We start from the raw sequence: 15,069 nt of genomic DNA on the forward strand, positions 1-15,069 counted from the left end.
TTAAACCATTGTATATGCAAATGAATAATCATCTAATGCAATCAACTTATTATTGTAAACTCTTTTTAGATGACGCTCAAATATATAATTATTTTTACAGTTAATTAATTTCTTCAATACATCATTGTAGAAATCTATCTTTATGTTTGATGCATTCTTTATATATGAAGCTTCCTTACTTCCTGATTTTTCAGCTTTTTGTAGTTCATCTACATATTCGCTACAATTTGAAAGTTCATACATCATGATGATATAATGAGACAATGCATCACTCGCACAAAAAATAATATCACCTTTCATTAATTCAAATTCTCCACTGCGAAAGCCTGCAACCTTCAATTCATCCTTATAATTGATAAGGTATGGAGGTAGATTGAAATCTACGATTGATGTAAATGAATGTTGTAATTTACATGTTGTAGGACTGTAACAGAAAGCCACACTGTCACCATAAGCAACCCAATATGCTTTGTCTGTTTTATACCAAACCGCAGTAAGTGTTGCAAAAGAGCCTTCGTCATAAAATTTATTAAGTACCATGCCGCCAGCTTCTTTTGCCAGTTTCTCACAATCATTATAAAATAATTCCCAAATTTTTTCTATCCACTCATCGAGTTCTTCAAAAGACTGAATAGGACTTTCCGGCAAGTTGGAAATCAAATATTCTGACCATTTGTCAGCGTATATTCCGCCACCACCTGCACCATCGGAAACAGCTATAAGTTTTGTATTGGCAATTGCATAATCTTCATTCACGCAACCTTGACCAAGCTTTGATATAGACAATGCTCTCATTTGTTTTGACTAATGTTTGTTGGTGTACCGATATCCATTAATTGAATAAGTGTTGACATATCAGCATTTACTGACATGGCTGTATATCTATTTGATGGGATAGTGTCATTACGTAGATCTGCAATCCTATCAGAATACCGTTCCGGTAATAAGCTTGACAATTCGTATAAAGTTGTTGCAAGTACATTTGACGAGACTTCTTTCTTATCTGCAGGACAAGTCACACTCATTCCTTTGTTTGCAGATATATGGATATTGAAAAGAATTACATTCCCATCATTAGTAAACATAGATTTCAACTCGTTTGCCTGTTGAAGAACATGTTCCTTAGACGCTCCATTAAATTCTCCATCTGTAATATTGATAATAGTTGGAGGATAGCAATCTTTGTCGTGGTGCTCAGTCATCCAATTTTGAAGTAATTGCTTGGCTTTATCGAAAGCATGGTGTACTCTTGTCCAACTTTTAGTTGCATCTGCTTCAATCCATTGTACTTCTTCGACTTCAACCACTTTAATTCCTTTACGAGTTCTTGTTTCTTTTTTGATAGTAGTCTTTTTATATGGATGTTCCTTTAATTCAGAAGGTTTCACAAAATCTCGGCCTTCCAATTCGCCTTTCCAACCACTATATGCATTTTCCCCATATCCTATGATTGCAATATCATAATAATCACGGGTTTCACTTCCCTTGATACAGCGTAAAACAAGTTCATTAATTTGATGATTCACTATCCTTGCTACAGCTTCTGACATGGCCATTGTTTCACCATAAAGTTGTGTCTCTTTCTGCATAGAAACTGATTGGTCTATCATAAATATAAATGCTGTAGGAGTATTTCGGGTAATTTGTGCCGTATATGGAGTTTTCGTTTGCATCTTATTAGAATTTGAAGGAATGATGTATCCGAAATTTCCTATATTCGTAATGTATTGTATAGGGATGAAGGTTTTTACCATTACCTCTGCATTATAGAAAGGTCTTTCTTCCTCAGCTAAATCAAAATATCTGTTTTTTAATACAGTATCAAAGTGAACTTGCTTAAAATGTTCTACACTACCGCCATAGTTTGCATCATTGCGTGTAACATTCTTGTTGCAGTATAGACTATCCTGCCACCATACAACCTCAGGGTCTATCTCCAAAACAACAGGATTTGAGATACGATGCTCGTTCATCGCAACAAACATCATGGGATGATCCTTTACAAAACTTACTCTCACATAATGCTGCAATCCGTCTCTTGCGTCAAGTGATCGAGACAAATCACCACCTCCTGGTTTGAGAATAGATATACCTTTTTCATCACAGTCTGCCCATGAATAAAGTCCACCGTTTTTTATTATAGATTCCAGGTTGTCACGGTCAGTAAAATGATAAAGTTTTTTTATACCTTTTTCTTCTATTATGTTTTTAAATTCCTGCCAGTTACTTTTCTTATTCATAGCTTAAAATTTTCAGTGTTTTACCATTCGATACTCAATTGTTGCGGAGAATCATCTTTTATTTTCTGTTCATGTAGCGTTTCAATCCCTTTTGCATCCTCATACGGATATGCCCCCTCTACATACGCCTTTATAAGCGAGGCATGAGAAAGTGGTTTCTTCAGATTTTCTACATCACTATTTGTATCATAATCAAGCAGAACTATCGTCTTGGTTTTAGAAGCCAGACGAAGTTTTTCTATAATTCCATAAACCTTATTTTCCAATACCCAGCGATAAGCGGGAATATATATCTGCTTACGGGCTTCAAGATAATCCAACAGTTCTGTTCCGTTCACACCTTTTCTATGCCCTAATGGAGTACCATATTTGCATACAGTCCTTTTTATATTCTTCATCGTATCATTTCGAAACATATTTATATCTATATCACTATTTTCAAAGACTTTCAGTCCTTGCCAAATCGCTTCCACACAAGTTGCTGTATAACCATCACTGAATGGTACCGGTATTCCTCCATGCGGATAGAAAGGACTAAGTTTTATCAGACTATCCTTTGCCTTACTTGTTACATCACAAAGTACTGCATCAGGATATATTTTCAATATATTTTCGGGTTTCTTTTTTTTCGATTCTATTATTATCATAAGTTTATTTTTATTCGTCTTGTTCTTTAATTATTGAGAGATCACAACCTGTATTTTTTAATAGTTCTCTAAATCTTGCGGTTTGACCTTTAGGAACGATGATAGATTGTAAGGATTTACAAAACTCAAAAGCATATTCTCCGATACTCGTTACGGAAGAAGGGATAATCAACTCACGTAAGGAACTACAACCACTAAAAGCACTATCACCAATACTGGTAACAGAAGAAGGGACAACCAATTCACGTAAGGAACTACAATCACTAAAAGCACTATTACCAATACTGGTAACAGAAGAAGGTATTATTAAATCACATAAAGAGGAATAACCACTAAATGCAAAATTACCTATTAATAATACAGATGGAGGTATTTCATAAGTATTCTTTTTCTTTAAGCATGATATTATGCAATGCATATTTTTATCAAACAACACATCATCTTTGATAATATAAAACATTGTTTCACAAATAACAGATTCTATTTCACAACCAACAAAAGGGTTAAAACCTATAAGGCTAATATTGGGAGGTATTACAATTGTCTTTACTGAAGTACAATTGTCGTATCTATTATTAGTTGATTATCAGTGTTATACATTCTAAACGGTAGAAAAGCGGCAATGTGGATTCTGTTTAGATACAAAAACGTGAAGATTTAACGTATTTAACGTTCATTTTGCTCATTCGTAACGGAACTTGCTGGCTCTAATACAAAATCGTTATCATTATTGCACACATCAAATGGTATACCATATTCGGCAAGAAGAGACTTCTACCTCTTGTTCTCCATTTCTAACTCATTTTCATAATGGTATCTGTATTCATGATTGTTATCCTACAATATTGCTTTTTGTACCACTTCTATGGTATCCCGTTTCAGTGCATAGTCTTTTTCATTTCCAATAGCATCGATTAATTTATCTGCGAGCCACAGCTTCAACATCTCATTTTCATCCTGATGCAGCAATTCTGCAAGTTTAACCACTTGCTCTCGCTTAGCCCGTCTGTCGCCACGTTCAATTTTACTGAACATGGGAGTGTCTATTTCTAATGCTGCCGCCAATTGGCGTTGCAAGAGCTTCTGCTCGTCTCTGAGTTCTCTTATCTTGTTTCCGAATAACATATCTTTTGTATTTTACGATAATAACTCCGTTATAATATGATTTTTTCGACGTAAATCGGTTCTAATTACGACCTATTTCAACCTCAAGTGAGTAATATTGGGTCGTAAAAAGGTCGTAATTCACAAATTAGGTCTTATTACGACCTTATTATCCACTTTCGTCCTTTGGTTGTTATTAATTTGTTTTCATCCATCTCTACAAGCAATTTGCCTACCATGCGCAATTGTTGTTCGTCTGTTTTGGTGGAAGGAAGTACATCCCTCAAGTATTCATAAATACTGTCTCGCTTTGCTCCTTCGTCACCTGCGTTTTGTAGGAATTGCAGTATCATCTGGCGTAATTTCTCCTTATCCAATCCTTTTGTCTTTGTATAAGAAGGAAGTTGATGCGTGTTTTGGGCTATGCTAAGAGAAATGTTGTAATGCGGAGCCTCACCTTCTATCAGCCCACGTTTGAGCAAGTCTTGAGCTATATCCTCATGAATAGTTCTGCCTTTTTGTACTGCGTCAAGCGAGATGCAATCCCATAGTGAAAGAGTGTCGTTTGTCTTCAACAAATCAGTGTACCGCTTGTTGATTTCATTGCCGTAAATACGGACAACTACTTTCTTCTTTATCTGGTCAATCTCATAGTCAGGCATAGGAAAATGTCTGCGCCATTGCTCATTGAACATTTTCTTGATACCACGGCTTACGGTATCAATCATGTTGAAATCTACCATTGCCCTGCATAAACATTCATTGCGGAAATGCGTCTGAGGCTCTTCGTTCCTCAATACATTCTCCAAAGTACCGGGAATGAATGTGCCAGCATTGGAATAATACAGATATCCAGGATTCTCCACGAAGTTGATACGCTGTTGAAGAGTGTAATCTTGATGAGCAATACAGTTATGAAGAGCCTCACGAATAGTGTAGTCGTCATATTGCTTCATCGTGTCGGGGAAAAGCGTGCCTCCTGGCATTTCACGCAATGTCAGATTCTCAATCTTTGACAGTATCTCGTCCACCGTTAATATAAAAGGTACTGTGAAGTGTTCGTAGTCAACCACTTCTTGATTCTTATCTCGGCGTGTCCAAGTAACCTGTGCAACTGCAGGACGTAGTTTGAAAGCTGATTCGTATTTACCCAACAATATGATGGCAGCCCGAGTTATGCCTCCATTTCTTGTTAATCCACACTTGCTCAAGAACGTTTGGACATTCCAGGCATTCACTTCTTCCGTAGGTATGCGACTATGCACTTTCTTGAACATCATTCGAGCCTTGGCAATAGCAACCTCATCCAAATCGTCTATTGTAGCATCAGGTACAATTTCTGCAGACCAATCCTTTGCTGTATAGATAGGCTCTTCGAGGATGACACTCATCCTTTCGCTAGTCATTTCAACCAAAGAATCTTCTATCCGCTGCCAAGCCTTCTTGTGGGCAAGGACGGGGCGACGAGGCAAGTGCTTGGGGATATGTATTATCCATACTCGCTTGTTCGTGTCATCCGTAACAAGCTCCTCAATGCTCAGACCTTCCGATGAAAGGTAAGTGCATTGTTCTGTGAGTTTGAACGTTGCCGACTGCGAGTTTGCAGGCTGACCATTAAAAGTAAGTCTTGAAATATCTGTTCCGACAATTTCAAGCGTCTTATCCTTTACACCTATCACAAGATGCCCTCCCTCCATGTTGGCGATAGCAGACACGTAGGATATGACATCATCTTTCTCGTTCCCACAGAACGAGTTCTTCAGATTCTTAAATTCCTTCCACTCACACCGAGCATTCTCCTGTGGAAACTCGCGAAGCAAGTATTGTTGTAGTTCGAGTTCAAGCATATACTTCATTCATTCAATCAGTCATATTTATTGTCCAAACTTTTAAAAGTATACGTATGACAGTATTTCTCCGCCATACGGGTTTACTGTTTTCCTTCAGGGCAAAGAATCTATGCCACTCATCTGCGCATTGCTTAGGCATCAACCATATTCCATAGTGTGTAAACAAACATTACTACATCCAACATCACCGAAGCTATTCCTATTGACAGAGCAAACTGTGGGAACACAATTAAACTACAAATCGATAGACTAATGGATAAGATGCTTATTGCAGACTACCACTACATTATTTCATGCTTATGAAAGGCATCGATGAGACAGTATCCGTCCAATGCTATGCAAGCATAGCCAATGAATCCCAACTGCGGAAATACCGATAGGGTTGTTAACAGCAGCGACAATGCGCAGATTTGTGATGACTTGTCTGCAGTCATCTTTTTAAGCGTAGGGAGAATTCTTTTAGAAAAGAACTCTCTAACCTACTTGTAATTAAAAATATTATTCATATTAACAAGTTATTAAATAGTTATTTATCTACGAGACTCATTCACATCGCACGGCCTGTGAGTCCCAGCCGCAGACCTTGGCAGTAACCTACTCTCCCGCTATTGCAGTACCATCGGCGCACACAGCCTTAACTTCTCTGTTCGGAATGGGAAGAGGTGATTCCTGTATGCTATAACCACCGTTGCTTTATTCCTTATCTGTCTCCATACGTTTTATGTCAAAAGAACGTTCCAATTCAAGTTCAGGACGTGTAAGAAGAACAGGCATTTCTTTCTTTTGTTCTTCATTATTTGGTTCTGAAGATGCATTTTTTGCTCTTGTCGCAGCCCAATTTCTTAAAGAATTGATCTGTTCTTTCATTGTCGTAGACAATGGTACAGTCTTTTCTATTGCATCTACAATATGGGCTGCTTCCAATTTGGGATTTTCGGGATTTTGTACATACGCAGCAAACATGGCTTCCTTTATACATTCCTCTATTTCAGCACCATTAAAACCATCTGTTTTCTTACCTAAGATGCCAAGTGGTATACTATTACTGAATTGGCCTTTTTTGGTGAGGTGAATTTTGAAAATGTTTTCTCTTTCTTTTGGATTAGGAAGATCAACAAAGAAAATTTCGTCAAAACGTCCCTTTCTCAAAAGTTCTGGAGGAAGAAGGTTGATGTTATTAGCAGTCGCTACAACAAAAACAGGCGAAGTTTTTTCTTGCATCCATGTAAGAATAGTGGAAAAGATCCTTGATGTTACTCCACCATCCGTTGCACCGCTTGATTGTACTCCGCTTAATCCTTTCTCAATTTCGTCTATCCATAGAACGCAAGGTGCAACGGCTTCTGCTGTGGCAATAGCTTTTCTTATATTGTCTTCACTACTACCTACAAGACCTTGGAATACCTTACCAATATCCAGGCGAAGTAGAGGCATATTCCAAAATGAAGCAATACTTTTTGCGGTAAGGCTCTTACCACAACCAGGCACACCGAGAAGAAGTAATCCTTTTGGCTCTTGTAGTCCAAAGTCGCGTGCTTTCTTTTCGTATGCTTTTTGGCGTTTGAATAGCCAGTCTTTAAGAACTTCCATACCTCCAACATCCTTAAGACTTTCATTTTTTGGGAAGTAGTCAAGGATGCCAGACTTTTTGATAATTTGTTCTTTCTCAGATGAGACTGTATATGGAGCATTTTCACCCAAGTCATCTTTTACTGCAGCTAAGCAAAATGCAAGGTCTGCTTCCATCGAGGTCATACCAAGAGCAGCATCAACCATTCTGTTTCTCATTTCGACAGAAAGGTTGATTTTGCACTGACGTTCAACAGCTCCCAAAGTTCGCTCCATATCATAGCGATCCGGAAGTGGAATGTTGATGACAGTTACATACTTCTCCAATTCCACAGGAAGCTTATACACTGCGGATAAGATTATAACGTGAGTATTGGTATGTCGTGCTTTCTCAGCAATAGTACGAAGATAGAATTTTACCTCGTCTTCCTCAATATTATTAGACAAGTCCTCAAAGATGAAAATATCCTTAATCGATTGGTTAGGATTTTTCAGAACATATTTTAATGCTTCAGAAGCTTCAACTATAGTCTCATCGCTTTCTGGATCCACAATAGGTTCCTTTCCTGAAGCAGCGCATTCATTCAGTCCTTCGACACAGTTCCAGTTGAAAAGACGAACTTCCTTTTTGTCTGATTTCAAAGAATTGATTATACCATCTATCTTCTGCTTTGTTCGGTCATATTCGAAGGATGTCAAATATAGAACAGGATAATATGCATTAAGCATATCCTTGATTTTGCCGTATATTGCTTCCATTATTTCTGCTCAATATTTTGTGTGTTTACTCTTCTTGGCTTCATTTTCGATAGATATTTTGCAGGAACAGGCTTCTTGGTCATTACTCGTTTATTACCCAGAAGCTGCTCCAAAACATCCATTGCGTCGTGAGCTCTTTCATTAACATCATTAGGCAAGTAATCAGAATCTGTAACAATAGTACCATCTTTAAGTATGGTAAACTTAATTTGTGCAACAGGTTCATCTTCATTCTTGTCTTTAGATCTACCTACCATAAAGAAACTATACACTTCCTCTGAGTTAGGAGAGAAGTGGTCGTTTGCTTTGTAATTAAATCCCTTCTTCTTAAATTCTTGAATTAGAGATTTTTTTGCATAAGCCGCATTGAGAGCGTAGAACTGCGCTTGCAATTCTTCAACCTTCTGCGCGGCATTAGGCATATAGTATGTATTGTAGGTAACTTCGTTTGTAGAAAGATTAAGCTTAAGCGCATACTCGCCATACAAACGAGTATTTTGCTTTGCATCAGTAACGATTAGCTCGTTGCCAGTAATTTTGTATGTCCAACCCAAGGTTTCGCATGCGGATTTTAAGACATCCACATGCATAACCTTTGGATTGCGTACAAATCTTGATGATTCAAATCGTGACATTTTACTTAAGAAGATTTGCTAAAATTGATTCAACATTTTTAGGAGCCACCCATGTCTGACGCTTGCCATCATTAACAGTCTTCACTCTCTGCTCATATTGGCTTCTAGTAGCACCCAAATAAAGATTTCTAAACTTCACTGAGTGGTTTGATACCACAATGGTGAGGTCAGTAGCATCCTCGTTATTCATAGATGATTCTACAGCTAAACAAGAATACATATCAGGCATATCCATAACGATATGTTTGATTTTCTTTTGCAACTCTCCTTTTGAAATGAGTCTTCGTGAAGAAGCATAACATAATGAGAGCAACAAAAGAAGCGTCTCTTTTTCATCTGTTGGATCTTCTCCATTGACTATACCTAAAACTTTGTTATCTATAGAAAATCCAGACGTATTCGAAGACGATACAGGCTGTCTAACAGGACTTTGTCTCTGAGAAGGTGTTTTAGACTTACTAGGGAATATCTGCTTAAGAGGAATCTTTTCAAATAGTTCCTTGGTTGTATTGAGACGCTCTAAAGTAGAAGGATCATCAATAGAGAATTCAGTAATAGTTTTTTCTATAGATGCAAGTTCGATTCCGAGCTTCTTCTTATCCTTCGCATTTAAGCCACCCATGTTTGAGGCGGCAACTAATTGTTGACCAATAGTTGTTAAAGATTTAAGTGCCTGAGATTGAACGATTGCGATGTTTTTTTCTTCAAGCATATCTTCGATAGGGCTGAACAACTTATGGATTTCAGCATTTTCAATACCAAGGAAGTATTCAAGCTTCTCGTTCTTGTAATTGGTGATTTCTGAAGGTTCAAGAGATTCAATTTGCTTTTTGATTCTTTCTGCGTAAATCTCTGCAAATTCGAGCTGGCAATCATCATATTTCTTTCTTGCTACAGTATGGTGAGCTAATGCCATTTCTTCACGGCGAACGTGTGTCTGTTGTTCGGAAACTGAGAACGAGAGTACATTAAAGCTTCCTGAGAAGAGTATCTTCTGGTCACCCTTAACCTCAATAACATTCTTAAGATGGAACTCTGGAAGCTGAACGTAGAAGAAATTTGAATATTGCTCTTCTAATAGTTTGATGCCAGGTTCTACCTCTTCGTCCATCATAGGCTTTCCATCATTGTTAGTGGCTGGCTCTGAATAAGCGATGAAAACTCGTTTGTTTTCGTCTCTTAAGAAGTTTTCAATCATAGGGCCTCTATCATGAAGGAATGCCCCTTTTCGAATCCATGGACTAACAAGCCAGATTTCATCAGGGTCGTCTTCAGTGAAAATTTTCTGAAGCTCAACCTCAAATGAGAGAGAATCATAAAGAGCCTTTTTGTGAAGACGATCCTTGGCAGAAATTTTAGGAGCCTTAGCTTTAGTTGCAGAAGATGTATTAGAAGTCGTATCTTCAACATCGTCTTCAACTTCTTCTGACGCCTCGCCTTCTTCCTCTTCTTTGATCATCTTTTGCTCAGCTTGTTTAAGTTCCTCTGTAATCTCAGCTTTGGCAACTTCAACAGCGTCACCTTCAAGAACAGTTGTCTCTTCGTCATTTTCACATTCAAGACGAATACAACTATTCAAGAGCTCTGATTTTAGATCTTCGTCTTGATTTATCTGGTCTGCAATAAGGCTGTTTAAGCCCTCTGTATTTTCATCATATACAAAAGCTCTAACATCTTCGCTATTGGCAACATTTTGCACAAAACAAACATACACTTTGTAAGAAGCTTCATGGCCTTCATTCCATGTTGCGCTTTCCAAAAGATATCTATTCTGAGGGAAATGTACATCTTGTGCTTGTTGTTCTGCGTATGCTTTAATTTGGTCAAGTTCGAGATTGAGGTCATCGCAAGGAGTATTTATCTCTTCAATCTTCTTGACATTGTCTCCTATACAATTCTTGATGTTATACCAAGAAGGGTGAGAAGTATCCACAAAAATGTCAAAATCTTTGGTATATGTATCAGGACGTTCACCTTTATCTGCATATGCGTGGCCACCTTCGGTAAGAGCAATAAGGCTGTCATCTCCTTCAATCGCGTTGAACCCTCTAAGGGTTTCAATCGCAGATCGAAGAATAGATTGTTCTGCCTTGTCATTGACAACATCCAAACCAAGGATTGAACCAATCTTTTCAAAAGAAGCGGTCTCGTCAACAAGCAATATGCCGACAATGCCTTTCTCTAAGGCTGTTATCTTAGCAGGACGCTGTGTTTTGCCATGATAGACAGCTCTTACAAATTTGATATCATATGAGATATAGCCGAAGATTCTTTCGGAGATTTTCTTGGCTCCAAACACCGCTTTCGCTATACGTGTTCCGATAGGTTCCTGTACTTTCTTAGGTGTAGAAACCTTTTTAGTTTGTTTCTTTATCTTGCTCATCTTACTGCGCCTTCTAACTGTTCAAAACTAATTGTTTTCATATTAGCGATGGAAGCAGCATAACTGCTATTGCTCTCGAACTGGTGCTTGTTGCCGACAACGATAAGTAGTCTGCGAGCACGTGAGAATGCTACATTGATACGCTCAATTTCCTTGGCAAAACCAATGTTGTTTTTAGCGTTGCTACGAACGGTAGATACAATTATGATGTTTCGCTCCATACCCTGAAAACGGTCAACTACATCCATTCTATAGTTTCTGCCTTTGTATTTCTTCTTGATTTCTCTACTTTGAGCACTATAGAAAGTGATAATACCAATCTCTTTGTCCTCTGGTTTACTTTGCGAATCCATGAACTCCTTAAAGCCATCTGCTTGATCAAGGGCTTTAAGGACAAGGTCGATTGCACGCAATTCGCCTTCGTTTTTGAAGCCTGGGTTAAGAGCGGTTTCTGGTGTCTTAACATCAATCCAGACTGCATGGGTATCAGGACTTATAATTGGATTCAATGAAATACCGTGATATCTACTTCCCTTATGAGAAAGGTCTGGTATATTCATTGTATCTACAATACCACACTTAAGACCTCCAGTTTCTGCAAGTTCATCTTGATAGAATTGTTTTATCGTATTCATGATTTGCTCATGCATACGATATTGGGTATCAAGAGTAGAAACGACAGTCTTTCGAACTTTTGCAGCAGCGATAAACAGACGCTTGAACTGAGAATCGGTCTGACGAAGCTTTTCAGCAAGGTCTTTTTTGCCAATTTTCTCAAGTGCGCTGTCAATGGTGTTTTCGTCCATCATAGGTGGCAACTGCTTATGGTCACCGATGACAATGATTTTCTTTCCAAGAACCAGAGGGACAGCCATCTCCAGAGGAGTTGCCTTACTGGCTTCATCCATGATGACTACGTCGAAATACATGTCGGAATTTTCACTTCCTCCAAACATATCAGAATATGACCACATGAAATCTCGTGAACCACAGATGCTACATGTTGCAGCAACAAGATTAACATTGCTCTTGTATAATCTGCTGAATTCTGTACGAGAGTGTTTATCTTTCTCCTGAAGTTCAGATTTCCATGAACCAACAGCATCTGCATATTTGGGGTCGTTAGACACTTTGTTGGCAATTCTGTCTATCCAAATTTTAGTTGCATTGTCTTCGCCTTCCTTATTGTCTTGCGCCCACTTATCCATAACAGGGATAGAGAATCTTCTACCTTCTGGTTCAAGTTTCTCAGGCTTACCAATACGAACAGGGCGTATTCCAGCTTGACCTTGCAGTCTTTCAAGGGCATTATCAACAGCAAGGTTGGTTTGAGAAGTCAACAATATTCTGCTGTCAGGATTGCGACGAATTACCTGCCAAATGATTTCGGCGATTACCGTAGTCTTACCAGTTCCTGGAGGGCCTTGAATAAGAGCTAAATCCTGAGCAAGTACAGATTTTGTAACAGCTTCAAGCTGCTTCTCATTCAAATTGCCAATCTTATGAGCTCGAATGTCTTCTTTAGCTTCATCAATGTTTACCACAGTCTCGCTTGCATATTTTGGATCAAAGATGAAGTTAGGAAGATTAGGATTGATAGGTCTATGGTTGTATTTGCTTTCTGGCTTAAGAATACGATTCATCGCATTGCTTTGACGCATAAGTTCCATAGTCTCACCCATAGCAGGGAATTGAATGTAGTCACCTGAACTGATGTGGAATTCATTCAGGTTAAGAGACTCTGCAATTTCCTCGTTGATTTCAATTACGGCATAATCTCTGCACCTTCTGATGCATGTACCAATGCTATAACTATGATTCTTCAGATACTTATATCTCTTGCTTTTGATAATTCTATCTTTAGAAAGATGACTTCGGTTCAACTCTTCGTCATCAACGTCGCTTAACTTATCATATTCCTTTCCATTGATATAGTTGACATTCTCATTGCGGAATTCAGATTGAAGTTTTCTATCTAATTCCTGCAAAAGTGAAGGATCCTCGACCAATGTCCATTGAGTAAAGCCCATGCGGTTTTCGTCATCGTAGACAATCTTAATTCCATGAATGCTCTTAAGGGAATCTTCAAGAATTCTTTCGATTTCATCTCTATCGTCAATCTCATTGAAGTGGAATTCAAATTGAAGCTCCTTTGCGTCTTTACTCAATTTGTTCTTGGTAAAATGTTCGCGCTTGTCTGTAAGTGCAACATTAACCTTTTCAAAAACACTTCGACGATACTCTTCATTTTCACTTAAAAACTCAACTCTTGCGGTCGGGGAGTATGAAGGCACATCTGCAATTATGTCTGCTCCAATTTGCGAGAGAATGTCTTCTTTCAAAGAAATGTAGTCTTCTTCTGACTTTGGAGTAAAAATTACACATGAACGAGGAACATCAACTATAAGTGATGTTTTTCCGTAGTTGTTAAGTTTTAACTCTTGAAGAGCTATCTTATTAATTTGAGGAGCAAAAGCATAGAAGTACGTGCTATTTACATATTGGTCGGGATACTTTTTCCTAACTTCATTGAATAGACGCCCTAATCTGCTGAGCTCGTTAGAATCATTTACAATCCAAGTGTAGGCATTTCCTTTTATATTGGAACCTTCAATCTCAATTGATGTGTCAATAGTTTGAGGGGAAATGCTAACCATACAACTTGAGAATCTGAGGCTATTAAATATCTCCAGTGATGTGTCAAGAGGGCGCTTAGTTGAAACGACAAAGTGTTTTCCATGAGGAACTATTTGAGCTGTATCTGGAAGGTTAGCTTTTAGCTCATCTATGTTAATACTCTCAGTTGATGGTGAAAGTGGCATAAATAGCTTTGTCGTAGGAACGACTTCGGCTATTCCCTTATGGTTTGTTTCAACAATCTTCTGAAGGAAAACAATATCTTTGTCAGAAGACAGCTGGAACTCGCCATCTTCATCCTTGTTTATCGTTACTCCAAAATCTTTCAACTCTTGGTCGATGACAGCCAAAACACTATTTAGCTCATCAGGATTAGAGATAATTGTTATCTTTCCTGTAACTGAATTGATAGGTGCATATTCTGCAGAGTAGCAATAGTCTCGACCGATAGATTTTATATCTTCAATGGTATCATCAGAGATAGACTGGTACTTGTCAAAAGAAATCAGGCATTCGCCATCTTCAATTATTACATCAACCTTCTGCTCACATCGTCCGACGAGTTTATCAAAAATGGCAGCCTTTAGGTTTTGAGCATAACTATTCATATCAAAATCCAGTCTCAATGTACCTCCCTTTTGTTTCTGGACAGATTGAACCTTTATGAGGTCTCTTTTGTTCTCAAGAATTTCGTTAAGTCCATCAAGATATGCTTGCCACATTTCTTTGTCTTCCTCTATCTGTATCTCGATAGGCGGAATTGGCAAGGCAAAGCAATTCTTTAAGAACTCTTCGACTTCGTTGACATGACCAATCCAATATGAACCGACACCATTAAAGAGCTTAAATGTGTCTTCATAAAGGTCAACAAACCTAACTTCGCATTTGCGTGAAGCATACTGTTCTTCTTCCTCAGGAAGAACCATATTCTTCATGGTAAAATGCGGAGCTCTCAGTGTCACCTCGTCTCTTGAAAGTTGAGCTGTCATACAATATGGCTGCTCATCAAATTTAATAGCTAATTCTTCATAAACCTTGTTCTTGCCTTTTTGTTGGCGGTGAATGATGTAGCAAGTGTGAACTCCTGCCAATATAGAAATAGTTTCTGCGAAAGAGATAGAAGAGTTCTTGTCGTGAAATCTGGCATCATCATTAGTGTATCTTACAAACAAAGGAAGAGCTTCATTATCTTCGACAGTGCTGTAGATACCAGAATCAACCGGCCGTAAATCTAAATCTGCCATA

General features: G+C 38.2%; 10 protein-coding genes, 1 rRNA gene and 1 pseudogene. All 12 read right to left on the reverse strand.

Going from position 1 to position 15,069, the window contains the following annotated elements; translation table 11 throughout:
* Nucleotides 1-795 carry a hypothetical protein gene (locus ACYIAR_RS00295; protein WP_480331356.1) on the reverse strand — a complete coding sequence of 265 codons (795 nt, stop codon included), beginning with the start codon at nucleotides 793-795 and terminating at the stop codon, nucleotides 1-3.
* A complete protein-coding gene (locus ACYIAR_RS00300) occupies nucleotides 792-2,240 on the reverse strand; it encodes a DUF4433 domain-containing protein (protein ID WP_480331358.1) in 1,449 nt (482 codons plus the stop codon). The genes ACYIAR_RS00295 and ACYIAR_RS00300 overlap by 4 nt, the downstream gene beginning before the upstream one ends.
* A 20-nt stretch (nucleotides 2,241-2,260) precedes the next feature.
* Entirely contained in the window at nucleotides 2,261-2,887 is a 627-nt protein-coding gene (locus tag ACYIAR_RS00305) for a DUF6939 family protein (protein ID WP_304327612.1), read from the reverse strand.
* Nucleotides 2,888-2,897: 10 nt separating this feature from the next.
* Entirely contained in the window at nucleotides 2,898-3,347 is a 450-nt protein-coding gene (locus ACYIAR_RS00310) for a leucine-rich repeat domain-containing protein (protein ID WP_480331360.1), read from the reverse strand.
* A pseudogene (locus ACYIAR_RS00315) lies at nucleotides 3,333-3,446 on the reverse strand (hypothetical protein); the annotation flags it as partial. The gene ACYIAR_RS00310 and the pseudogene ACYIAR_RS00315, both read right to left, overlap by 15 nt.
* Nucleotides 3,447-3,724: 278 nt before the next feature.
* On the reverse strand, nucleotides 3,725-4,012 hold the full coding sequence (locus ACYIAR_RS00320) for a helix-turn-helix domain-containing protein (RefSeq protein ID WP_296979382.1): 288 nt from the start codon (nucleotides 4,010-4,012) through the stop codon (nucleotides 3,725-3,727).
* Between the two features lie 137 nt (nucleotides 4,013-4,149).
* The gene (locus tag ACYIAR_RS00325) at nucleotides 4,150-5,838 is read right to left on the reverse strand and encodes an RNA-binding domain-containing protein (protein WP_480331363.1); all 1,689 of its coding nucleotides are present in this window, start codon (nucleotides 5,836-5,838) and stop codon (nucleotides 4,150-4,152) included.
* Between the two features lie 584 nt (nucleotides 5,839-6,422).
* Nucleotides 6,423-6,531 (reverse strand): 5S ribosomal RNA (gene rrf, locus ACYIAR_RS00330).
* 3 nt (nucleotides 6,532-6,534) lie between these two features.
* Nucleotides 6,535-8,169: an AAA family ATPase gene (locus tag ACYIAR_RS00335; protein ID WP_195607438.1), complete on the reverse strand. Its 1,635-nt coding sequence runs from the start codon at nucleotides 8,167-8,169 to the stop codon at nucleotides 6,535-6,537.
* On the reverse strand, nucleotides 8,169-8,804 hold the full coding sequence (locus ACYIAR_RS00340; protein ID WP_195607437.1) for a hypothetical protein: 636 nt from the start codon (nucleotides 8,802-8,804) through the stop codon (nucleotides 8,169-8,171). Before ACYIAR_RS00340 ends, ACYIAR_RS00335 begins: the two co-directional genes overlap by 1 nt.
* Before the next feature lies 1 nt (nucleotide 8,805).
* Entirely contained in the window at nucleotides 8,806-11,187 is a 2,382-nt protein-coding gene (locus tag ACYIAR_RS00345) for a hypothetical protein (protein ID WP_296977113.1), read from the reverse strand.
* Nucleotides 11,184-15,068: an AAA domain-containing protein gene (locus tag ACYIAR_RS00350; RefSeq protein ID WP_480331367.1), complete on the reverse strand. Its 3,885-nt coding sequence runs from the start codon at nucleotides 15,066-15,068 to the stop codon at nucleotides 11,184-11,186. Before ACYIAR_RS00350 ends, ACYIAR_RS00345 begins: the two co-directional genes overlap by 4 nt.
* Between the last annotated feature and the right edge of the window lies 1 nt (nucleotide 15,069).

This window comes from Parabacteroides sp. KHUB-01, from assembly GCF_056640935.1.